Raw genomic sequence first — 22,948 nt, 5'->3', positions numbered from 1 at the left:
GCCTCTATGAGGCTTACACTACGATTCCAATGAGATAGGTAAAGATGCCCACCACGGCACCTGCAATAAGTACAAAGACAAGTACACGGGTAATCCCTTTTTTAAGGTCTGCATTCTCCCCAAAAAAATGTCCCGCATTAAATAGGAACCCGATAAGGAAAATGACACCGAGCAGCAAAGGGAAAATTGCCCTAATGGTATCGGAAACATCATTTACGGAATCTTCAATACCCCCAATTTGTGCAAATGTGGGTAGGCTCATCGGGAGCATTGCCCACGTTAGATACATCGCTTTTTTCATAACGCTTACGTTTTATGGCCTCCTAAATGGTTTAGAGCGACCTTGTTAGAACTTACTTTTTGCGAAATCTATAAGTGAATGCCCGTTAAGGGAGAAAAACGAAAAATATTAACGGGTACGGGCGTTAAATTTTGAAGGAAAATGAGGTATTGGCCGAAATCTTTAAAAATTGTGTAATGAGAAATCGAAAAAACACAGCTACGATGAAACAGTTCAAAATACTACTTATTGTTCTCTTTTTAGTTCCTGTCAACATGCTGTTTTCACAGGAGAAAAAGGTAATTATGATTGATGCTGGACACGGGGGAATAGACTCTGGTGCCTTAGGAGCCAATCATAGCAGAGAAAAGGATATCACCTTGGCGATTGCAAAAGCAATGTTGATGTATAACAGAACACTACTTGATAATCCTTACGAGCTATATCTCACCAGGTATAAGGATACCCTAATTTCATTAAGTCATCGAACCCAATTGGTTCACGTCTTACGACCTGACCTTTTTATTTCGTTGCATTGCAACCACGCCAAGAATGAAAAAGCCACAGGTATTGAAGTGTATCTGCACAATAAAACGAGTTTGAAAAATGAAAACCAAATGGAATCAAAAGTTGTTGCCCTTTCTATGATTGAGGTACTTACAGAGCGATTGGGCTATAGAAGCAGGGGAATCAAAAGAGCCAATTTTCAGGTATTACGTGAATCTATAGCAATAAGTCCTGCTATTTTGGTGGAGCTTGGTTTTTTGTCCAATACGGATGAAGCCTCCTATTTAGAATTGGAAAAGAATATCAACGCATTGGCATTGGCCTTGCTGATGGCCATTAAAATTTAAGATGATGAAGGATGTATTTGTTAGCCTATATGGAGTGCTCAAAGAAATTACAGTAACCGTAGGAAAGGAATTATGGATATTTATAAAGCAGCGGTTTTCATAGAACCTTATTCGAAATTATTAACGTAAAATAAAAGATGATGAAATTTAAAATTGAATCAAAGCCAAGCCCATTAAGACAGTTGGACAACTTCAAGCAATTAAAGACTGTCCTAAAACCCATTAAGGCAGATGAAAACGGTAAGTTCTTAGAAAGTCTATTAGAGCATTGTATGACACTCAATCGAGCAATAGGCAAGGATTTTAGCTTATCTGACCATACTCATATAGATATTAGCTGTGATGTTTACTTTAATATTCCTTTGGTTTCTTCTGCCCAAGTGAGCAATGGCTCTAACGCTTGGTTGCACGAATACCAAAAAAATGAGCACGGTGTAATGTTCGAAAACAAAAAAGAGTTGGGCGAATACCTACAGAAGTTGGAACGTATACCTAGTATTATCATACCCATTAAATTGGAATTGACACAAAGGATAGGAGATGCCAAGAGTAAGTTTGTTTATGAGGTGGTTAGTTAGCTCTTACATAATCAGAACTATTCTAACTAGCTAAAGATAAAGGTCTTATTGTACACTTTATTCAACAGTCTTTCTTTTCTTCTTTGTAGAGATGCTACATTCCATTGACTTTCTTCTAGAACTTGTTGGGTTATGACGTATGAAGTACTAACATTGTCCTTATCCCGATAAGCATTTTTCTTTTCTTCAAAATTATTGTTTTTGGCCTGGACATTTTTACGAAGAGAAAGCAGTGTCAAATTTCCTATGGAATCTGTCCACCGTTGTATTTCATCGGAAGTAAAAGTTTCTTTCCAAGAAGGTGTCAATGTTTTTGGCAGAATATGTTCCAAATGTAATTTTGGCCCTAAAGGAATAAATGAGTTTTTATCTTCATCCGTGGAAAAATATTCAATTAAAAGCAATACTGCTCTATCCCATTTTCTTCCATAAACCGTATTACTCTCAATTGACTCTTTAAATGTTTTTGTAGTGGAATACTTATCAAGGTTAGATTTAAACTCATTTTCAATTTGTTCAATACCTGCATTGTTTTTCACCAATTTCAAAACATTAAAAGAGGTCTGCTTTATTCTAGCTACCGTAGCGCCAGCAATCCAATTTTGATAGTAGTAGGCTACCATTAATTCTCGTAGTTTCTGTATTTCAGAATACTTTTCAAAGAGTGCCGTAGTTAAAATACTATTCCAATAAATTTTATGTCTTAAATATCTTAGGCAATAAACGTATTTATCCTCTTGATTGGACATTTCAATAAAAGAATCCGAAAAATCACTTACTTCCTTAATAATCTGAAGTGAGGATTTACCCTCTTTAGCAAAGACTTCAATCAGCTCTTTATCCAACCGATTTTTAGGATTGGAGGTTATTTTATAATATAAATAGGTATTTAACATACTGTCAATCTCCAAATTAGAAAAGCTTAGATTGGAATTTATTGATTCCCATTTGACCTTGAATGCCTTTCTATCTTCTTTGGAGGGTAATTTAGACATCAATGTAGATTTTAAAATATCTATGGAACTTAAAGGCATTCCCCTGTCATTGAGCACATTAAATATTTGAATAGCACTATCTTGTGAAGGGCAAATTATTGTGGTCAATACAATGTTTTCATAAAACCAGATTATAAAATCTTCAATATTGACTTTATTTGACTCAATTCGTTCTTCTAAAAATTCTTTTACGAAGTGTGCATTTTGCAAATATCTATTGTCGGGAAAAGATTTCTCAATGTTTTTTGTATCAATGAAATCTATCTTTTTCAGAACAGTTTCTTCAAAATCAATTTGATACTTTTCGTTCGTGAGAAATTTTAATTTTCTTTTACTTTCCTCGTATTCATCTTGAATTGAATTGGCAATATACTTATGCGGCTTTTTTCCTATAACGTTCCCGTATAGTTCTCGAAAAACACAAGCAATAATAGTAAAGGTTGTTATACGCTGCTGTCCATCAATAATGTCATAACGCTGGTCTGTTTGATTATTTACCAAAACGAGGGAACCACAAAAATAATGCTCACCATCATTTCGTAAAAAGGCTGTTATTATATCGTCTATTAAGTCTGAAATGTTCTCCTTGTCCCACGAATAAGGTCTTTGATAATCTGGTATTTGAAAGAAGTTTTCATCATCTACTAAAATCTTCTTTATGTTTTTTATTTCTGCTTCTAATTTCATTTAAAGGTTCGATTGATTTGATGCAGACAACATACAATTTAATAGGAAAATAATTATAAGGAAAAACGTATTTATTTATAAAATACTCTATATTAAAGAGTAAGCAAACCATTTAGAAATAAGATAATCTTTTTAAAATATGAATTTTTCGCACGAAGAAATATTCTCAATGTATGGGCAGTTTGACAAGTTTGTGTCAATCGAGTTCGCCTATAACAGTGAGGAGTATCAAAAATTTGGGTTTCGTTTAATGGGAACTTTTCTTTTTACCTTGGAGGAAAGGGTTGAATTAGAAAAGTTATTACAAAACAAAGATATCCCCAGAACCGATAGAAAAATAAAATTTAAACCATCAAGAATAGCAGAACTAACCAACGACCAAAAAACTAACTTAGATAAAGATGGAATACAGGCTAGCAGTATTGAAACAATTTCTACTCTCAACACTCCAAAATATAACAGGTTCCTAGAATCTGGGACTAAAGAAATCCAGAACACCGTAAATATAAAAGCACCAAGTTTCGATGGCTGGAAGGGGTTGAACCAATTTAGGTTTGGTTTTCTACATTCAAGGCATTCTAAAGGACAAGCTTTTTCTCCAAGAGAAACAATACAATATTGGGCATTCAGAATTCATTATAATCACTCTCTGGAAGAGCAAGATTATAAGAACTATCTAGAGTTTGCCAATGATGAACTAAAACAACAAGTAAGGCTAGAAGAACTTAGATTAAAGTATCAAGAGTTGACAATCAACGAAGAAGAAATTAAGGAATTTGTCAAACTTGTGATTGATGAAATTCAATACAAAAATCAGATTATAGATGTTGAAATCAATCGTTCCACAGAAAGAATAAATACGGTTGCGGAGAATTATGGTGAGGAGATAGAATCACTTAAAAAGATTTGCAAAGAATATGATGAAAGAGTTATTGCATTTGGAGAAAAAATCGTCTTTTTAGAATTTGAAAGATTTGTACATATATATGCTCGACACGTTGCAGAAACTCAAGTTGGAGAAAGGTTTGCCATCAAATCTGTATTTCAATATAAATTTGAAGATATAATTCGAGTTATTAAGTTGGTCATAGAAAGCATAAACAAAGAGATTCAAGCGCATTTTAAAGATACCCCTGAAGCATCATTTAGACGAATGGGAAAAAGGAGTGTTTATTTTGATGGACATTATTATAGGATTGAAATTGAGTCAACTGGAAGTTTGAAAGATTTTCATCCATATAATGATGAAAGGGTAGTAAAAGATATTGTAGAATAACTGAGATTCATACGGTATTTATATTTTACTTTTTAAATCCTACCCTATTCCGTTTTTTTTGGTCCGTTTCAATTTTATCCTTTTGAAGTAGAAAATTAATCGCCTCAAAAACGTCCTTAAATTGTTTATTATACTTGGCTTCCAATTCTTGGAGTTTAAGGGTCAATTCCGAATGGGATAAGGCATACTTTCTAAGGAAAACAAAAGCACGTACAATCTGTATGTTGACCTCAATGGCCTTGGAGCTGCGCAATACGCTTGCCAACATTGCAATACCTTGTTCGGTAAAAGCAAAAGGATTGTATTTGCTAAACTTGCCACGCCCGTTTTTTTCTAAGGTCGCAGATTGCGTCCTTAAAGATTTATGTTCTTCATTGGTCAATTCAAACATAAAGTCGGATGGGAAACGCTCTATATTTCTTCTCACAGCTTCTTTTAACCTTTTGGTTTCCGTTCCATACATTGCTGCAAGGTCAAAATCTAAAAGTACTTTTTGCCCCCGCACCTCATAAATTCTATTTTGTATCGCCTGTAGTTCCATCTTATCCAATTTTTAGTTGCGACCATACCAAAGGGTGTTCACTTGCCATATGCGTTTCATTCTTAATGCTTTTGAGCATTTCCCATTGTGGTCGTTTTTTAAACCAAATCCCTTTTCGAATCAATCCGCTATTTTTTACGGCTTTGAATAATCTGGTTGAGAGCATCAAATAATCACGTTGCTTTATGTTCACGCCCATTTTATAGGCTCCCAAACGGAAATATCTGGAGTCCTTTCCCTTGTCTAAATCCACCTCGAACGTGTGATGCTTTGAAACATCTCGTAAATCGGTTTCCCCAATTATGGACGAAAGCAGTTTACTATATGACGGTACATTTAAAGTGCCCACAACGGCAATCAAACTATTCGAAACATTTAATGTTTGATATACTTCTGCAATCCTTTTGGATTGAATTTCAATCTTAGTATTGGATTGTGCAGGGTTTTGGGTGTCCTCTAAAAAACAGGTGGATAATACGGTTACAAGTGTCCCATTGGGTGTGCTGATTTTATATTCCTGCAAATCCATATCAAAAATGGGATTACCGTCATCATCAAAATCGTTGACGTGGGATTTCATCGATTTTACCTCATAACCCTCTTTGGTCAACACACCAATTCCCCTGCCGTAAATATCATTGGTTTCCAAATACAACATATGAGTATAGGCATGAGATAAGAAATACTTATTAAATTCCAACAACGAAGTCCTGTCCTCAACTTCCAATAAAATGAGTATATCCGCTGATGCTTCTTTGATAATTTTACCCTTATTCTCAATAGCGATATCATTTATGGGATTAGAGTTTAGTTTTACCCAACCGTTCCAATCCGTTAAATGTGTTGCCCTGTGGGTGTTTACCGCTACCTCCTTCTTTAAAAACAATTGCCCCATTTTGTGTATCATCGTGAAGTACGGACTGTGCTGAGAATCCTCAAAACCCAGGAGCTGCGATAAAGCGCGCATTCGATTGAATTCTTCGTTGGTACGCATTCTCTTAAGCATTAGTGTTTCAAACTCCTTAATCCATAATTCACGATTTTCTTCTCGGTACTTTTTTATCAAGACCCTGTCGCGGTAAAAAATGTTCTGGATGTTATATGTAGCGACTATCATTTCGATTTTTTAAAAAGAAGTTCTTATTGTTTTTTAAAATCTCGTCGATTTCTTCCTCATCGTAATAAATGATACCTCCCAGTTTGGAAAAAGGTATGGTTTCATTGATTCGGAAGTTCTGCAAAGTGCCCGGGCTAATGCCCAATTTTTTCATCACAATGTTCGATTTGATCCATTTGTCAATTGTGATACGATTGTAATTATTCAAGAGTTCCTTGATTTCGGAGACAAGTTTTTCTTTGAACTCCTTTAAATCATCTGCGGTAATGATATTCGCTGGCATAACTATTCTTTTTTTAAGGATTGGATTTTGATTTGTACCCAATCCATATCGTTTGACATTCTTTGTACAAACTTGAATGGATTTAAAGGAAAAAAATCACCAGTTCTCCCCAGGTAGGGTAAAATTTTAACATCTTGAAGGTGTGGCTATGGAGTATTTGTTATTCGTCAGCTTTGTCCAAATCAGATTGTAAACTGATGGTTAAATTATCCAAGAATTTGGTACGGCTCTTTTTCCTGATTCGAATCTCCCTGTAGTTTTGATATGGGTCACCACTTCTAAAATGAAATAGTTGCTCCAATGCTTTGGTAATCTCACGAATACTGGCCCTACCTTGGTTAATTGCTCCGGAACTTTTTAGTGCATATACCAATTCGGTCATATCTGTTTTACTTCCAGTCCAGTTTAAACGGTTTGAGGGAGTAATTACATGGCCATTCAATCTTCCAATGTTGGATAGTCTTTGGTCCATATAAACTATTAATCTTCGATTGGCACTCAATTTGGCTAGCAATAAATCATGGGAGGTGCTAAAATCGGGATCCCTAAAATAATAACGGGCATGAGTAATGTTGAATTCATCGAAAAACGCTCTTGTAAAGTAATGGGTATCCAAATAGGTTTTCTCTTGGTCGATGTATTGTATAAAGTCAAGATTATGGGAGAAAAACACATTCAACTTCTTAAGCTTTCTGTTGATATATTTTTTCTTGGAAGAATCACTGCCTTTTGGATAGTGTATTTCAAAGGACTTAAGTTCAAAAAAGTACACCAAGTTGCTAAGAGGTATCTGTTTGATCTGCTTAAAAAAATGGATCTCTTCAGTGGGGGAGTGGAATTTGATTTTTGAAATACTTCTTTTGAACTTAATTAATAGATTTCGACATAAAACGATGGACAAATCACTTTTTTTGACTACATCTTTGGTAATCGATTCGATTCTTGCCAATTCTTCCGAAAGTTCTTGGGATAGTAGTTGTAATTCCATAAGCTGACCTTTGAGCGTTAGTAACCATAGCAGGTCAAGGCATTCTTAAATTGGGGCTATGCTTAATTAAAGGTCAGACCATATTAAAAATTAATATCAATTATTGTGCCTTAATTCTTGTTAATTATAAAAGCTATAACAATTGTGGAAGAGTTCAAAGGAGCATTGAGTAAATGGTGTTTTTCAATGAGTTTGCCGGTGGTTTAAGTTGTTTCTGGTTCATAGTTTTTGTATCTTGGAATATAAATTAACACAAGTTAAATCATATAAAAAGGGAACAAATCGGGAACAAAAAAATCAAAAACAGAGAAAGTGCCCGATTTTAAAGGGATATAAGAAATGGGTTGGCCTTCTGCCACCCCGACGAACCACTTTTCAAGTGGAATCAAACCCTGCTAATTTATTGATTAGCAGGGTTTTTCATTTTCCTTGCATTCATATGATATCATCTGAAACCACCCTTTTGGTGTGCAATTCGGTGTGCAAAGCGGTATGCATTTTGTGCTAACTTTAAGTGACATTTAGAGCAATTTAGATGTAGTCTTTAAACAAAACAATGTTTAACAGAAAGACTTGCAGTATGCGTACAGACAGCACTTTAGGAGTGATTTTCTTCACCAGGAAAAAGCGTAACAATCCAGAATGGTTGGACATTTACGTCCGAATTACCGTCAATAAGGAACGAGCAGAACTCAGTATTAAACGGGACATCGCAATGAGCAATTGGGATATTTTCAGATGTCGGGCCAAAGAAACCTCTGAAAACCTGATTTTGCTCAATGCATATTTGGATGATGTATATGCGGAAGTCCTCAATGCACACAAACAACTACATTCCGAAAGGAAACTGATCACGGCAAAAGCGATCAAGCTGAGGTACCTCGGAGAGGATGAACAACGTATAACTTTGATGCAAGCCGTAGCCTTTCATAACAGGAACATCAACAACGAACTAAAGGCAGGTACCTTAAAGAACTACTTTTCGACGGAAAGGTACTTGAAAGAGTTTCTTCAGGAAAGACTAAAGACCGATGACATCTATTTGGTGCAACTCAACTATAGGTTTATCGTTGATTTTGAGAATTTCATACGGACATACAAGCCCAAAAAAGAAAGAAAGATATGTTCAAATAACGGTGTGATGAAACATATGTCCCGACTTATGAAAATAACCAACATGGCAATTCGAATGGAGTGGTTGGATAAAAATCCATTCAAAAACTATAAGTTACGTTTCATTAAAAACGAGCGGGACTATCTTACGGAAAGGGAACTAAATCTTTTGGAAGAAACCAATTTTATGATCATTGGTCTGAAAAGGGTCAAGGATATTTTCCTTTTCAGTTGCTATACGGGGTTATCCTACATCGATATTAAGGATTTAAGACCCGATCAAATACTTATTGGGTTGGACGGGAACCGATGGATACATACCAAAAGGGCAAAAACGGACGAACCACTCAAGATTCCACTTTTACCAAGAGCTTGGGAAATAATAAACAAGTATGAAGAAGGATCAAAGCGTACCGGGAAACTTCTACCGGTATATAGTAACCAAAAGACCAATAAATACTTGAAGGAGATTGCAATGGCTTCCCATATCTATAAGAATATTACTTTTCACGTAGCTAGGCATACCTTCGCCACGACAGTGACATTATCCAATGGGGTTCCAATTGAAACCGTATCAAAGCTTTTGGGGCACACCAAATTATCCACTACACAGATTTATGCTAGAGTTTTACAGAAGAAGGTAGGGGAGGACATGCAAAACCTAATGAACCTTTATAAAGCCAAAAAGAACCTGGGAAGCTAACTCCCCAAATCTTACCCTTAAACTTTGCGCTTGGATCCTGTTTCGATTTTATAGCGTTCCGAAAGATAAGCGTCTAGTAAAATTGAAATAGGGCGCACCTACCATATCTTTAATATCCTTTTTCCCAATCTAAAGATTGAAACTTCAAACTGCTCTAAACAATGTCAAAATTGATTTGAGAAAAACAGTCTCCCAAACGGTTGCAAACCGAGGTAAACAATATTTTTTACTGTAAAAAATTCCAATGTTTACTGAGCCTACCAAGGTTTTTACAGCAAAAACTTTTTTTGGCCCAAACTAAATCCCGCATAATTTACTGAAAATCAACTAACTAAGAAACGTAACATCGCGTTAGCGTGTTACCCTCTTGCTTTACCCCCCCTTAGTTTTACAATCACGCTGATATAGAGATTTTTTTATGATAGTTGGTTCTTGTAATAAGTAACTTTCTATCGGGGGAAAACTCTCAATAATTATTGGCTGTGGCCAAACTGATTAGGGCGAATTATACGCTTTTCAAAGTTTCAAGACTTATACTTTATTTGATAAAAGCCCTTATTGGTTTACTCCGGACAGGCATCAGATGGAAATTCAGGCTTATAGGCCTATTATCAGGGGTTCGATGAGTATCTGGGTACTGGCCATGCTATCTTAAAACTTATTCATTATGAACAAACAAGACTTTAAATTCTTTATCGGTATCGACCTGTCGAAAAGGTTCTTCGACGTGGCCATCATTGATAATGACAGGACTACCTCGTATGTATTCGAAAACACCAGAAAAGGTGCCAATGCCTTTATCAGACTTCTTAAAAACCAAAAGATTCCTCTGTCCAACACGCTTATATGCATGGAACATACGGGTGTCTATGGAAAAATCCTTATTACCAAACTTGTCGAAAAACAAGCCAGCTTTTGTGTGGAAATGCCCATACAGATTACCAAGAGCATAGGTGTTGTCAGAGGTAAGAGCGATAGGGTAGATGCCAAACGTATCGCCATATACGCCTCTAAAAACCATAAAGAGCTTGAGCTTTACAGGCCAATGCCGGAAATACTCGAAAAGGTGAAGATATTGCTCAAGATCAGAAGAAAGCTCGTCAATACCAGAGCGGACGTGAACAAGTACCCCAATGAACTGGAACTGTTCTCTCCTGAGCTTGGAAAGCTTGCCAAACGCAACCTTAAAAAAATTAACAAAAACCTTAATGACGAAATTAACCGTATTGAAGCTGAAATTAAAAAACTGGTGCTTTCTGATGATAAGCTCAATAAGACCGTTGGATTGGTGACTTCCGTTACTGGAATCGGACAAATCACTGCACTTCACTTTACCATATTTACCAACTTCTTTACCCGATATGACAATCCTAAACAACTTGCCTGTTATAGCGGTGTAGTGCCTTTTGAATATACCTCTGGAGAATCTATACACCGGAAGTCCAGAGTCCATCCTATGGCAAACAGGACGCTTAAAAAACACCTGCATATGTCCGCCCTGGCTGCGATTAATCATGACCCTGACATCAGAACCTACTTTTTGCGAAAAGTCGAAGAAGGGAAAAACAAAATGCTCATCGTCAACAACGTCAGGAACAAACTCGTTCATCGAATCTGTGCCGTGGTCAAAAGACAAAAACCTTATGTAAAAACTATTAGTTGACATTTTTTATTTTTTCCTTGGTTTTAACATGGAAATCATTCCTCGTCCTGCTGGCAGGACAAAAAATGTAAACACTAAGTGCCTTTCGTCTCAATCATATTTAGGCAAAACACTCCAAATTTCACTGATTCATAAAATCTAAAGAAAATCAGATTATTAGAAATAAAATATAAATCTGTTTAGTATTAATTGAAATCAAAATGCTATAAGAAACTGAATATGGGTATCCAACTGTCTCATAAAAGGTGTATTAACGAGAATACTACAAAAGACCAGAAATGGGACTTCATAATCAAAGGTTCCTGCCAATAGCAAAAGTGTCTTTTAAAATGGCCAATTTAAAAGACTCCATTTGTTCAGTGTAAATAACATTCAAATTTCTGTAACACTTTTCAAAAAACCATGTTGTATCTTATAAAGGGTTCAACCAAAAAAACTAAAGCTTTCAAAATGACAAAACACAATCTTGGATTCTTGGCATTATGTATCCTGCTGACAATGAACTACGTAAATTCCCAACAGGTAGCCAAACAGTTGGTCATAAAAACAGACTATTTGATTTATACTCCTCCCGGATATGATGAGGAATCAGAGAAAAAATGGCCATTGATGATCAACTTGCATGGTACCGACCGTAATGTTACCATAGAAACCCTGCCATATGCATTTCTACCACATCTAATCTCTTCAGGCAAAGATTTTCCAATGTTGATAGTAAATCCCATGTGCAATAAAGGAAGATGGAATGTGGAGATATTGAATAATTTGCTTGACGATATTGTAAAGGAATATGCTGTGGATGAGGACAGGATATATCTTACCGGATATAGTATGGGAGGCTATGGTACCTGGGAATGGGTATTTCAAAACCCAGAAAAATTTGCTGCTATATCGCCAATAGCAGGCTGCGCAGACCAATCGGATCTAAAGAGAATATGGCGGGTACGAAACATCCCTACATGGATAATCCACGGCGAAAAGGATGCAGTTGTAGACAAGGCATGCAACTATGAAACGATGAAACAACTAAAAGTATACGGCTCAGACGCAGAATTTACGATTTATCCAGGGATCGGCCATAAGCTTGTCGATGTTTGGGGAAAGACTTTGAAAAATGATGCCTGGTACACCTGGATGTTAGATCAGAGCAGGGATAAAAACGTTCCCGAACCTTTGCGGTTAAAAAAAGAGACTTATGAAAGCTATGTAGGGGAGTATATCTTGCAGGATCGAAAAGAAGATACCCTGAGAATACTATATGATCGGGACCAATTATACATAAAGTATGAGGGAGAGGGACCTCTACCGATACACGCCGAATCTAAATCTTTATTCTATCTAGAAGAAGACCCGATTATAGGAGTAGAGTTTATTATAGAAGATGATGAAGTATTGAGCTTCAATGTTCTTGAAGAAAGGGCTTGGCCTGCCAAAAAGATTAAGTAAATCAAGGTATTAGATACTTAAAATATTTGTATTATGATAGATTACATCAGATATGGTATATTACTAAGCACATTTTTGTTTTTTTCTGGGAAAGGCGTTTCGCAATCTATATCTGCAAATGTAGATCCCTTCGAAAAAGTGATTATCAGTCCACACATCAAGGTAAGATTTGTAGAAGGAGACCATGAAACTGTTAATATTGATGACATGAGTGTCGACCCTGAAAAAATCAGGATCAAGGTCATTGGTAGAACTTTACGCATATACCTGGACGGTGCTAAATTCCTGACCAGAAAAGAAAAGGTATACTCGAAATACAAAAAGAATAAAATCCCTCGGTACTCAGGAACCGAAGTCATAGCCACCATAAACTATAAACGGTTAAAAAAAATTTCTGTAAGGGGCGAACAGACCATGATATGTCAAAGTCCATTAAAACAGGATAGATTTAGATTATGGGTTTATGGGGAATCCAAGGTGGTTCTTGATTCGGTCGACCTTGGAACTTTAAGAGCTTCCATATACGGGGAAGGAGATTTGACGGTCAAATCGGGCGTTATCGGACGACAAAGATATATAGCATTTGGCAAAAGCAGCGTAAATACAGTGGCTACGGACAATCGCAAAAGCAAGGTCACGGCCTTTGGAGAAGGTACTTTTAAGTTCAATGTCAGGAAAAAACTAAAAGTTACGGCTTACGGCGAAGCCTTAGTTGAGTACGACGGTAGTCCTAATGTAAATAGGGGCATCATCATAGGCAAGGCCAAAATCCGAAAAATTAAGGATTCCCATTAAAAAATTCTTCCAATCAAATCGGCTTAGCAATAAGATTGTAAAAAATAAAAGAAATTCTTTCTGCCACAGAAAATGATAGCTATAAGGGACTAGTATCTTGCTGTTTATTTGACGAATTTCGTATGGACGATCGTTACTCTGCATCTTGTTCTTACCATTGATGTGATAGATCTTCTCAACTACCTTTAATATTTTGTCATGATGAAAGGTTTCCCTCATGCTATTTCCGTATTCTATGTGCCAGTTTTTTTATTTCGGGAAAACCATTTTCAAAAAAATCCTGTAACACTTTTAAAAAAAAGCTGTTATTACCAATAGATACCTAAACCAAAGTCAATTGCATTCACAGGAGGACCACGAATTAATGTTAAAAGTAAAATCTGGAGACTTGGAGAAGCTTGGTCTGCTCTATGAGCGTCATTGGAAGCAATTGTTCGGCTTTTACTACCACATGAGTGGAAACAGCCAGCTTAGTGAGGATCTGGTGCAGAACGTATTCATAAAGGTCTTGAAATACAGGCACAGTTATAGGGGTGAAGGCTCTTTTGATGCTTGGATATTTAAACTATCAAGGAACCTGTACTACGATTATTACAATAAAAATTTAAAAAAAGAACATTCGGAATTGCATTTGACAAACGATTACGAGCTTAGAGATTCAGGTAATATCGAGGTGGAATTTCAAAACCGGGACAATGCCGAACTATTAAGACTGGCCATGCAAAAAATAAGTCCCGAAAAACGTGAAATATTGACATTGAACATATATCAAGGAATAAAATTTCCGGAAATATCAAAAATCATGGATTGTAGCGAAGGGGCCGCACGGGTAAGGGCACATCGTGCTTTGAATGACTTAAGAGAGGTTTTTTTAAAACTCGAAAAAAAGTAAACTATGGAGGAGAACACATTTGAAAGAACAATGATGAAGTATCTATCAAAAGAATTGGATGCTGATGAAGTAAAGGAGTTCGAAAACGTTTTAAAAGTGAGTCCCGAATATCAGAAAAGGTTTGATGCACTCCACGGCACATGGACTGATGTTGCCAATATGAATCTGCCAAATCCTTCAACAGAGATGCATGAGCGATTTTATGAAATGCTCCAAACGGAAATCGGAAACAATAACAGCAAGGACAAGAACTTTTTCAAAAATCTGGAAGATTGGGTTAGATCATTTTTTTTGGAGCAATGGAAACCGCAATTGGCGTATAGTATAGGGCTATTATCTATAGGACTATTATGTGGACATTATTTGAATACGAATAAGGAGGCAGGTGATTTTATGGTGGAACAAACAGAAGTTGAGACTATACGAGAAAAATTTGTTTTGACCTTATTGGACCAACCTTCAGTTCATAAAAGGTTGCAGGCCGTTAACGAGTCTGCCAAAATGGTCGAGGTAAGTGCCTCGGTAGTGGATGCCCTTTTTATGACACTGAACAATGACCCGAACACGAATGTCCGTTTAGCCGCAGTCGAATCCCTAGAAGGATATGCCGAAGACCCAGAAGTGAGATTAGGTTTGGTGAAGTCGATTACCGGGCAAGAATCACCATTGATTCAGATAGCGCTAGCTGACCTTATGGTAGAATTGCAGGAAAGAGGCGCTATTGACCCTATGAAACAACTAATGAAAAAAAGCACTACTGATAAATCTGTAAAACAAAAACTTCAGGAATCGATTTCCGCCATTATGTGAATCGGAAGTATGATAAGGTATAAACAAAGATAAAGATGAAAAAAATAAGTTGTATAAAATTGCCTTTCTTATTGGTGGTAATCCTGCTCCATAACATAACCGAGGCCCAAAAATTTGAGGAAACCATATTCAAGGAGTTGACTATTGAAAATAAATCGAAAGTGAATTTCTTTGTATTACAGAATGTGAAAGGACAGGTGCACATAGAAGGTTATGATGGGGGGAACATTAAAATGGAGATAAAAAAAATCATCACGGCTAAAAACCAAGATGCCCTGGAACTGGGAATTGACGAAATAAACCTCGGTATTGAAGAAAAGGGGAAATACATATATGTCTATCTGGATTCTCCGTGGACCGATTTTAAACTAAGTAGTGGACGAATCAATTATAATGAGAATGGAAACAGTGGCCTAAATAGATATGATTACATGCTGAACTTTAAGGTCAAGGTGCCACACAACATCAATTTAAAAGCTACTACTATTACTAATGGAGATATTATTGTCAAGGATATATTTGGAGATGAAATTATTGCCAACAATATAAAAGGGGCGATAACCCTGGACAATGTTTCTGGGAAGACCAAAGTGAATGCGCATAATGAGGATATTACCATAAACTATTACACAAATCCGGATGGAAGATCATCTTACCATACTTTGAATGGTAATATCGATATCACCTTTAAAGAAAACTTAAATGCAGATGTTCTTTTTAAGGGATTGAAAGGGACCATTTATACGAACTTTAAAACTTCAAAATCAGATTATACGAAACGGAAAAATATAAAGAAACGAGGTCGCAAGCACCACAATGAATCTTTTAAGATTGGCAAGGGAGGTGTAAAACTCGACTTTCATGTCCTCAATGGAGATGTATTATTAAGAGACTAGATTTATGAAGCAAAATAGGTTGAAAATAGGAACATTAATCGGAATTCTGTTGATGTCCATAGGGGCTTTGGCCCAAAATGGACAGAAAGAAATACAATCCATTGCGTTGAGCAACAGTGATAAACCTGGAAGACTGGTGATGAGCATACTGTATGGATCGATAAAGGTAATCGGTTATAAGGGAAAGGATGTCATCATCGAAACAACTGGGAAAGGGGTGAAATCCCGAGATTCAACGACTATGGGCTTGAGCCGAATCAGTTCAAACCCTATGGAATTTATAGTGAGAGAATATAATAATAATGTCCATATCACATCTGAAGAGGGGAATCCGGAATTGGATTATACAATCAAAGTGCCCGAGAACTTCTCATTGGACCTGAAGGCTATTAATGATGGTGATATCTTGGTTGAAAGGGTGAACGGGGAATTGGTAGTAAGCAATCGCAATGGGGCCATTGTTTTGAAGGATGTAAGCGGTTCTGCAATAGTGGACGCCCGTAATAAGAATATCACGGTTAATTTTTTAAAGGTGACCAAAGGCGTAGATATGGCCTTTACCAGCTTGAACGGAACTTTGGACATTACCTTTCCTAAGAGTCTTGATGCCAATATCAAAGCATGGTCTGAAACCCGTGAGGTATTTATCGGTTTTGACGGCAGATTCAAAAAGAACCCTTCACTTCCCGCTAAAACTAAAAAAAAATCTTCAGGGCGTTCCAAAAGAAAACGGAAGCAAGAAAAATGGATTACTGGAACAATCAATAAGGGCGGACCACAAATACTGTTCAGAACCTTGAACGGCAACATTCTTATCAAATCTCAATAGGTCCACGTTGCTACTGCTGATAAGGGCTCTTTAAAAATCTAGAGCTAATCGAATTTCAAACTAAAATAAAATTAGGCTTATGTTTTCTTTTTCTCATTTATTGATACACTTGGTAAAGCCCATATCTCTGGGGTTTTATAAAGGGTTTTCATATACAAAAGCCAAAACGCTGAATTTTTTGTTCATTTCGGGAATGATGGTTCTCATCTTCTCCTGTTCGGAAAATATCAATAACGAAATGGAATCCGTCCAATCCTCCCAGGTTGCTTATGCTTATCCAATTGATAATATTGTTTTGGATGGTGATATTTCCGATTGGCCGGAAAAGACAATGGAATATGCTATTGAACATAGTCATGGAGACAAACCAAGAGACGAAAAAGATTTTACTCCAAGTTTTAAGGTTGGGTATAACAAACAACAACATTCCCTTTACTTTGCAGTAATGGTGGCTGATGAGTCCCATATTATAAATGATAAATGGCCCTCACCACTGACAGAACAGGACGGCCACCAACTACTCTTGGATGAAAATCATGCAGAAAATGGTTCCGGAGCTATTATCTATCAAATAGCCGAACAAGGCATAAACCCTATTATATCTTTAGGAAGCTGGGATCCCAATCTTGACAAAGTTGATCCAGCTAAATTAAAAATGGCCATGAAACGATATGATTCCGAGACAGTGTACGAGTACCAAATCAAATTGGACGAAGAAACCAAAAATCAGAAATCATTTGGGTTGGATTACCTGATTTTTGACCAGGACGGTGATGGCCATAAAAATTTCTCTTTAAAAATGTGGGGGGAAACAATGTGGAAGCAACGGACGGCGGGAAGGTTGGGAACCCTCGTATTGGCAGATAAAGCTCTCGGAACATTGCAAGGACAGTTGGAGTGGCAAGATTCTACAATATCCCATTTTCCTGAAAAAGTTAGAATCACTTCATTATTGGAAACCTCTCTTTGGATGGATGTACCTGTGGATTCGCTAGGAATGTATTCTGTAAAACTACCTGCGGATAGATACAAAGTATCATTGACCAACAGTCTTTTCCGCGAAGGAGAATCAGTGTACATGCTTAATAGGGAAAAGTCGGGAATCACATGTAAGGTTAAGGAAAATCGGGTGACCCAATCGCAGCCCTTACAATTATCAAAGGCTCCACCCCCTATGTCGTTTCCAGAAAAAGGACTCCTATATAATTTTGATAGCGATAAAAAAGCTCAAGTGGACCAGTTTATTGAGGATTACCGTCACTACTATAAAATCCCGGGAGTATCCCTTGCTTTGATAAAAAAAGGAAAGGTCGTTTATCATAATACCTATGGCCAAATGAATAGCTACACAAACGAAGCGGTTAGTAAAAATACACTCTTCGAGGCTGCCTCGCTTACCAAGCCAGTATTTGGGTTCACTGTATGTAGATTGGCCGAAAAAGGAATAATTGACCTTGACAAGCCTTTATACCAGTACTTGAGGTTTCCAGATATCGAGCATGATGAACGGCATAAATTGATAACTGCCAGGTATGTACTCTCCCACCAAACGGGCTTTCCCAATTGGCCTACTCGCCAAAAGGATGGAACGTTTGATTTGAAATTTACCCCGGGAACATCATACGGTTATTCCGGAGAAGGCTTTGAATACCTAAAGCGAGTGGTTGTCCATATTACTGGAAAGAAAATCCATGAGATATTAAAAGAAGAAGTCTTGATTCCACTTAAAATGGACAACACTCATTTTGAAAAAAGCAAACATCTGTTGGAGTCGGTCTCACATGGTCATTTAGATGGATTGCCCAAAAAGGTTGAAGTTTCAGAGGAACCTAGCATGGCTGGCGGCATGTACACTGAGGCCTTGGATTTTACCAATTTTATATTGGCCCTCTCCAAAAGAAAAGGCCTGCAACCAAAAACCTATTCTGATTTTTTTAAGATACAGACCGTAATCTCTGACGATGAAAATGACCTAAAGGAATATTTCGGGCTTGGAATATACCATGAGCTATCTTCCAATGGCAGAGCTTTTGGGCATGATGGGAACAATGGGGATTTTCAGTGTCAGTTTATGATGTACGAAGATTTGGAAATGGGATATGTTATTTTTACCAATAGCAATACTGGAGGTAATTTAGCATACGAGGCCCTTGGAAAATTTTTGATATTGGGAGAATATTGATTTAAATAGTAAGTGAATCGAATCAAAAATATTAAAACACTAATAAATAAGATATTACAAACATTGAATTAATCTTGTCATCATCAAATATTTAAAATCAACTTCATGGGAAAATTACGTCTAACCTCATCTTATCTAAGCATTGTTTATTTGCTCCTATTTTCATCTTGTCAAGACAAAATCAATTCGCAGGCCCTAAATGCCATTATTGCTGATAATGCCGTCGAAGTAAAATCCATTTCACCTGAGGATACCGATTTTTCAGACCTAAAAGCGCTAAAAGATATAATTGGAAATGCAAGAATTGTGTTGTTGGGAGAACAATCGCATGGGGGCGGGTCTACTTATTCAGCTAAAGTCAGGTTGATTAAATTTCTTAACCAGGAAATGGGTTTTGAGGTCATGGCATTTGAAAGTGGGATGTATGATTGTGCTGAAATAGGGATGAACATCTCTACCGGAAAAAAAATGGAAGACGAAGTCTTGGGTAGTATGTTCTATATGTATGCCACAAGCACAGAGGTCAAACCTCTTTTTCGTTATATGGATGAACAATTACAAGGTTCCACTCCCCTGTTATTCTGCGGAATGGATAGTCAACATACCGGTGAAAAGTCGAAAAACAACTTGGTTTCCAACCTACAAATTTTCTTGGAACAAAACAGGTCCGATATTCCAAATCAAGAATCATGGGAAGTTTTTGAAAGTAAGGTTGCGGATATCATAGGGATGAATAGAAAAGTAACCACTGAGGACAAAACTTCATTTTATGGAGTACTAAGTGATATTAAAGCTGAAATTGATGAATATCAGCCTAAAACCGAAGCTATTTTTGACAATCCTGGTTTTTGGAGGCAAATTTTAAACAGCCTTGAATCCCAAGCCAAAAGATACTGGAAAGATATTCCGGATATGGATAGGGACCGACAAATGGGAAGCAATATGAGTTGGTTGTTGAATAACACTTATAAAGACAAAAAGGTTATTATCTGGGCCCATAACTTTCATATCGCAAGAGGTTTGAACCCTGTACTGCCCATGGGTCATTTTCTTAAAAACGAGTTCAAAGATGAAATGTATGCTGTTGGTTTCACTGGTTTTGACGGAGAGTTTATCAATTTTGCGAATGATAAAAAAGTAACCATAAAAAAACCATCCAAGGTAAGTATAGAACAGTCCATAAAAAGTTTGGATTGGCCTTATGCCTTTATTGACCTGACAAATCTTGAAGAAAGTTCTTTACTAAGGCTAAAGCAAAAGGGCCGCTTAGTTAATTTCAGTGAGCAAGCTTTAGTACTACCCAATATTTTTGATGGACTCTTCTACATAGAGACGACAACTCCTGCGGTACAGGAGTAAGTACCCTATGTGCATGATTATGCGTGCGCTCAAACTGCTCTTCCAGACCTATATCACTATTGTCAAAATCCATGGCCTCTTCCACCGTGCGTAATGGAGAAACTTCTCTGATGGAATCTATAAAATCCCTTTTCTTAATGCTTTCCAGTACTTCTTCTAAAAGTAAGCGTGATCATTCCAAATTTTATCTTTAGTTATTTCATCACTTATATCATTGCCTACTTAAAGCTATTTAAGTTGCTACTTATTATCATTAGAACATCTCACATAGGTCGGATTACTGAAGCTCACTGAATAGGGGATTTATGATATGAGAAGGAGCATTTTTGAAGTTGTGAAGCAATGCCAATGGACCAAATCCCTAGGACCATATAAGAAGTATACTTGATTCCAGAATTTGGTGTGGCACCTTTGGTAAGGACAAATGATAGAAATACAATATATTCAAAATTCCGCTTGGAAACCCTTTGGGTTTCGCTTGTCCGAATCAAAGAAATAATCAGAGATCGATGTTTCATAAAACGAACGTGGCTGTTGCACAACTCTGATATTCATCGATTCTTGCTCTCATAAGCGTCGGGAAATCGGTAACTTATGGTATGCAAGGCAGAAAAAGCTACACCGAAAAACTGTTCCTCAGCTTCAGGCTGTCGGACCGTGTTCCCAAGGACAACCTTTAAAGAAGGCTCCGCGAGACACTTGATCTGAGTTTTCTTTATAGGGACACGAAGGAACTTTATGGCAGTACGGGCAACCGGTCCATTGACCCCGTGGTCTTCTTCAAGCTTTTGATCACGGGATACCTAGAGAACATCACCTCCGACCGAAAACTGTTGGAACACTGTAGCATGCGGATGGACGTGCTCTATTTTTTAGGCTATGACCTTGACGAGGAACTGCCATGGCACTCAACGGTCAGCAGGACAAGGCAACTTTACCCGGAATCCCTTTTCGAGAAACTCTTCAACAAGGTATTTGCACTTTGCGTCGAGAGCGGGATGGTGTCCGGCCATACCCAGGCGGTGGATTCGGCCCCGATAAAGGCCAACGCATCCATGGAAAGCGTGGTGCCGAAAATGCCGGCCACACCCATGGACGACCACTTGAAAAAAGTATCGGAAGAAAACGGGGAAGCCACGAAAAAAGATGGGAAGACTGTTTCCCCCGCACATCACCGCACCCGAACACGAGCTGAAGCGCATGGAAAAGCACCACCGAAACCTTCGGGAAAGTCCGGTACGCCCCTCTGGCGCATCACACAAGAGAGCACGACTGCTCAGCAACAAGACACACTACAACCCCCATGACCCGGATGCCCGCATATCGGTAAAACCGGGCAAGGCCAGAAAGCTCAACTACCGTTGCAGCATGTCTGTGGATACGGCGGAAGGGGTCATCTCGCACATCCAGGCGGACTTTGCCGATGGCAGGGACAGCCAATACCTGAAGAACATCGGCCTGAGGGTGCAGGAGCGTTTGGGGAAGAGCGAGCTTATAATGACAAATTTACTGGCGGACGCGGGTTGTTCCAACGGCTCCAACTACGATTTTCTCGAGCAAAGGAAGGTCACCGGATGGATACCCGTCTTCGGAAAGTACAAACCTGAGATAGAGGGTTTTCCCTACGACAGAAAAAGGGACGAGTACCGTTGCCCGATGGACAGACCGCTGCCCTTCAAGGGGTTCAGTACCAACAAGGACGGCACCGTACTGAAAAACTACTGGGCGGCACCGAGGGACTGCAAGGCCTGCCCCATGAAACCCCAATGTGCGCCAAAAAAGAAATGCAAAAGTATCACCAGAACGATATATGACGAACCGTACCTGAGGGCCTATGCCCGGCAGCACAGCGAAAGGGGGAGGCAAATGAAAAAACTCAGGCAAAGTACGGTCGAGCCAGTGTTCGGCAGCCTGACACAGTTCTATGGCCTGAGGAAAATAGGCGTATTGGGCAAGGCCGGTGCCCACAAGTCATGCTCATGGCCGCGATAGCCTTCAACTTGAAAAAGTACCTTAAGAAAGGGGGAAGGAAACCCTCCATTGGCATTTTAAGGACCTCTGTGGACACCCTACAAGTCAACCTGACCGCTTTTTATCCCCAAATCCAACCAAAACCGGTTCTTCTGAAGATTCTATAAAAACCGCCTATTCGAATCAATATCCTGCACACGGATGACTTATGCAACAGCCACATACGTTTTATAGGACTGGAAAAAAGAAATGCACTGATTTAACTGGTTTTGATTTTAAAACTTTGTTTTCTTATTTTTATACAATAAAGAGTTACATCATTTGTGTTTATTTGGCTTAAAAATCGCAAAACGGTGTACAGCTTTAAATTAGTACGGTAAAATATTGAAAATCAATGTGGTATGTCACTTATTTTAAGCCTGCCACCCCGACCAATAGGGTAACAAACAAAAAAAATTACTCTAATTGCATGAAAACCAGTAAATTAAATATTTACTGGTTTTTTTATGTCCTTTTGAGACCATATTTAATGATGTCCTATTGCATTTTTGTGGTTTTTAATGTTCAAATTTCTTACGGTGAAAGCGTAACTAAAACATACCATTGACCAAATTACCCACACGCTTTCAATGTTATTGAATATTCCACCGCCCAACGTCTTTTAACGAACCCATTGGAACTATTCGATTA

At 37.8% G+C, this 22,948-nt stretch carries 22 protein-coding genes; 15 read left to right on the top strand and 7 right to left on the bottom strand.

The window, feature by feature from the left end:
* Nucleotides 1-13: 13 nt before the first annotated feature.
* On the bottom strand, nt 14-301 hold the full coding sequence (locus LV704_RS00915) for a hypothetical protein (protein ID WP_163423478.1): 288 nt from the start codon (nt 299-301) through the stop codon (nt 14-16).
* Between the two features lie 176 nt (nt 302-477).
* Between LV704_RS00915 and LV704_RS00910 the strand changes: the two genes are divergently transcribed.
* Complete coding sequence (locus tag LV704_RS00910; RefSeq protein ID WP_233782111.1) at nt 478-1,134, top strand: N-acetylmuramoyl-L-alanine amidase; 657 nt, start codon at nt 478-480, stop codon at nt 1,132-1,134.
* A gap of 137 nt (nt 1,135-1,271) precedes the next feature.
* Nucleotides 1,272-1,712, top strand: a complete 441-nt coding sequence (locus tag LV704_RS00905; protein WP_163423479.1) for a hypothetical protein — start codon at nt 1,272-1,274, stop codon at nt 1,710-1,712.
* A gap of 26 nt (nt 1,713-1,738) precedes the next feature.
* Here LV704_RS00905 and LV704_RS00900 read toward each other — a convergent pair whose 3' ends face one another.
* Nucleotides 1,739-3,394 carry a DUF262 domain-containing protein gene (locus LV704_RS00900; RefSeq protein WP_163423480.1) on the bottom strand — a complete coding sequence of 552 codons (1,656 nt, stop codon included), beginning with the start codon at nt 3,392-3,394 and terminating at the stop codon, nt 1,739-1,741.
* Between the two features lie 139 nt (nt 3,395-3,533).
* Between LV704_RS00900 and LV704_RS00895 the strand changes: the two genes are divergently transcribed.
* Nucleotides 3,534-4,670 (top strand): hypothetical protein, encoded by a 1,137-nt coding sequence (locus LV704_RS00895; protein ID WP_163423481.1) that lies wholly within the window; start codon nt 3,534-3,536, stop codon nt 4,668-4,670.
* A 25-nt stretch (nt 4,671-4,695) separates the two neighbouring features.
* Here LV704_RS00895 and LV704_RS00890 read toward each other — a convergent pair whose 3' ends face one another.
* From LV704_RS00890 to LV704_RS00875, 4 genes are all read right to left on the bottom strand, one after another.
* Nucleotides 4,696-5,211: an ORF6N domain-containing protein gene (locus LV704_RS00890; RefSeq protein ID WP_163423482.1), complete on the bottom strand. Its 516-nt coding sequence runs from the start codon at nt 5,209-5,211 to the stop codon at nt 4,696-4,698.
* 1 nt (nt 5,212) lies between these two features.
* Nucleotides 5,213-6,328, bottom strand: a complete 1,116-nt coding sequence (locus LV704_RS00885) for a hypothetical protein (RefSeq protein ID WP_163423483.1) — start codon at nt 6,326-6,328, stop codon at nt 5,213-5,215.
* Nucleotides 6,309-6,611 carry a helix-turn-helix domain-containing protein gene (locus LV704_RS00880; RefSeq protein ID WP_163423484.1) on the bottom strand — a complete coding sequence of 101 codons (303 nt, stop codon included), beginning with the start codon at nt 6,609-6,611 and terminating at the stop codon, nt 6,309-6,311. Before LV704_RS00880 ends, LV704_RS00885 begins: the two co-directional genes overlap by 20 nt.
* Before the next feature lie 160 nt (nt 6,612-6,771).
* Complete coding sequence (locus LV704_RS00875; protein ID WP_163423485.1) at nt 6,772-7,599, bottom strand: RteC domain-containing protein; 828 nt, start codon at nt 7,597-7,599, stop codon at nt 6,772-6,774.
* 556 nt (nt 7,600-8,155) lie between these two features.
* On the opposite strand from LV704_RS00875, the gene LV704_RS00870 reads away from it, so the two are divergent.
* The 10 genes from LV704_RS00870 to LV704_RS00825 all read left to right on the top strand — a co-directional run bounded on the left by LV704_RS00870 (nt 8,156) and on the right by LV704_RS00825 (nt 20,287).
* A complete protein-coding gene (locus tag LV704_RS00870; protein ID WP_233782110.1) occupies nt 8,156-9,415 on the top strand; it encodes a site-specific integrase in 1,260 nt (419 codons plus the stop codon).
* Nucleotides 9,416-10,082: 667 nt separating this feature from the next.
* Entirely contained in the window at nt 10,083-11,078 is a 996-nt protein-coding gene (locus LV704_RS00865; RefSeq protein WP_163424038.1) for an IS110 family transposase, read from the top strand.
* Between the two features lie 450 nt (nt 11,079-11,528).
* Nucleotides 11,529-12,524, top strand: coding sequence for a prolyl oligopeptidase family serine peptidase (locus LV704_RS00860; protein WP_163423890.1), 996 nt, complete (start codon nt 11,529-11,531; stop codon nt 12,522-12,524).
* 33 nt (nt 12,525-12,557) lie between these two features.
* Nucleotides 12,558-13,319 carry a GIN domain-containing protein gene (locus LV704_RS00855; RefSeq protein ID WP_163423889.1) on the top strand — a complete coding sequence of 254 codons (762 nt, stop codon included), beginning with the start codon at nt 12,558-12,560 and terminating at the stop codon, nt 13,317-13,319.
* A gap of 337 nt (nt 13,320-13,656) precedes the next feature.
* Nucleotides 13,657-14,211: an RNA polymerase sigma factor gene (locus LV704_RS00850; protein WP_163423888.1), complete on the top strand. Its 555-nt coding sequence runs from the start codon at nt 13,657-13,659 to the stop codon at nt 14,209-14,211.
* A 3-nt stretch (nt 14,212-14,214) separates the two neighbouring features.
* Nucleotides 14,215-15,021, top strand: a complete 807-nt coding sequence (locus LV704_RS00845) for a HEAT repeat domain-containing protein (protein ID WP_163423887.1) — start codon at nt 14,215-14,217, stop codon at nt 15,019-15,021.
* A gap of 35 nt (nt 15,022-15,056) precedes the next feature.
* On the top strand, nt 15,057-15,917 hold the full coding sequence (locus LV704_RS00840; RefSeq protein ID WP_163423886.1) for a hypothetical protein: 861 nt from the start codon (nt 15,057-15,059) through the stop codon (nt 15,915-15,917).
* Between the two features lie 4 nt (nt 15,918-15,921).
* Nucleotides 15,922-16,746 (top strand): DUF4097 domain-containing protein, encoded by an 825-nt coding sequence (locus LV704_RS00835; RefSeq protein ID WP_163423885.1) that lies wholly within the window; start codon nt 15,922-15,924, stop codon nt 16,744-16,746.
* Nucleotides 16,747-16,825: 79 nt separating this feature from the next.
* The gene (locus tag LV704_RS00830; RefSeq protein ID WP_163423884.1) at nt 16,826-18,928 is read left to right on the top strand and encodes a serine hydrolase; all 2,103 of its coding nucleotides are present in this window, start codon (nt 16,826-16,828) and stop codon (nt 18,926-18,928) included.
* Nucleotides 18,929-19,033: 105 nt separating this feature from the next.
* Nucleotides 19,034-20,287, top strand: a complete 1,254-nt coding sequence (locus LV704_RS00825; RefSeq protein ID WP_163423883.1) for an erythromycin esterase family protein — start codon at nt 19,034-19,036, stop codon at nt 20,285-20,287.
* Here LV704_RS00825 and LV704_RS00820 read toward each other — a convergent pair.
* Nucleotides 20,205-20,435 carry a (d)CMP kinase gene (locus LV704_RS00820; RefSeq protein ID WP_163423894.1) on the bottom strand — a complete coding sequence of 77 codons (231 nt, stop codon included), beginning with the start codon at nt 20,433-20,435 and terminating at the stop codon, nt 20,205-20,207. The genes LV704_RS00825 and LV704_RS00820 overlap by 83 nt on opposite strands.
* Before the next feature lie 556 nt (nt 20,436-20,991).
* Here LV704_RS00820 and LV704_RS00815 point away from each other — a divergent pair.
* Both LV704_RS00815 and LV704_RS00810 read left to right on the top strand, forming a co-directional pair.
* Complete coding sequence (locus LV704_RS00815; RefSeq protein ID WP_317164659.1) at nt 20,992-21,594, top strand: transposase; 603 nt, start codon at nt 20,992-20,994, stop codon at nt 21,592-21,594.
* A 61-nt stretch (nt 21,595-21,655) separates the two neighbouring features.
* Entirely contained in the window at nt 21,656-22,279 is a 624-nt protein-coding gene (locus tag LV704_RS00810) for a transposase (RefSeq protein ID WP_163423881.1), read from the top strand.
* The last annotated feature ends 669 nt before the right edge of the window (nt 22,280-22,948 follow it).

It is taken from the genome of Flagellimonas sp. CMM7 (genome assembly GCF_021390195.1).
Taxonomy (GTDB): domain Bacteria; phylum Bacteroidota; class Bacteroidia; order Flavobacteriales; family Flavobacteriaceae; genus Flagellimonas.
Note: the sequence above shows the minus strand (reverse complement) of the source record. Positions and strands in the feature narration are given on the sequence as shown.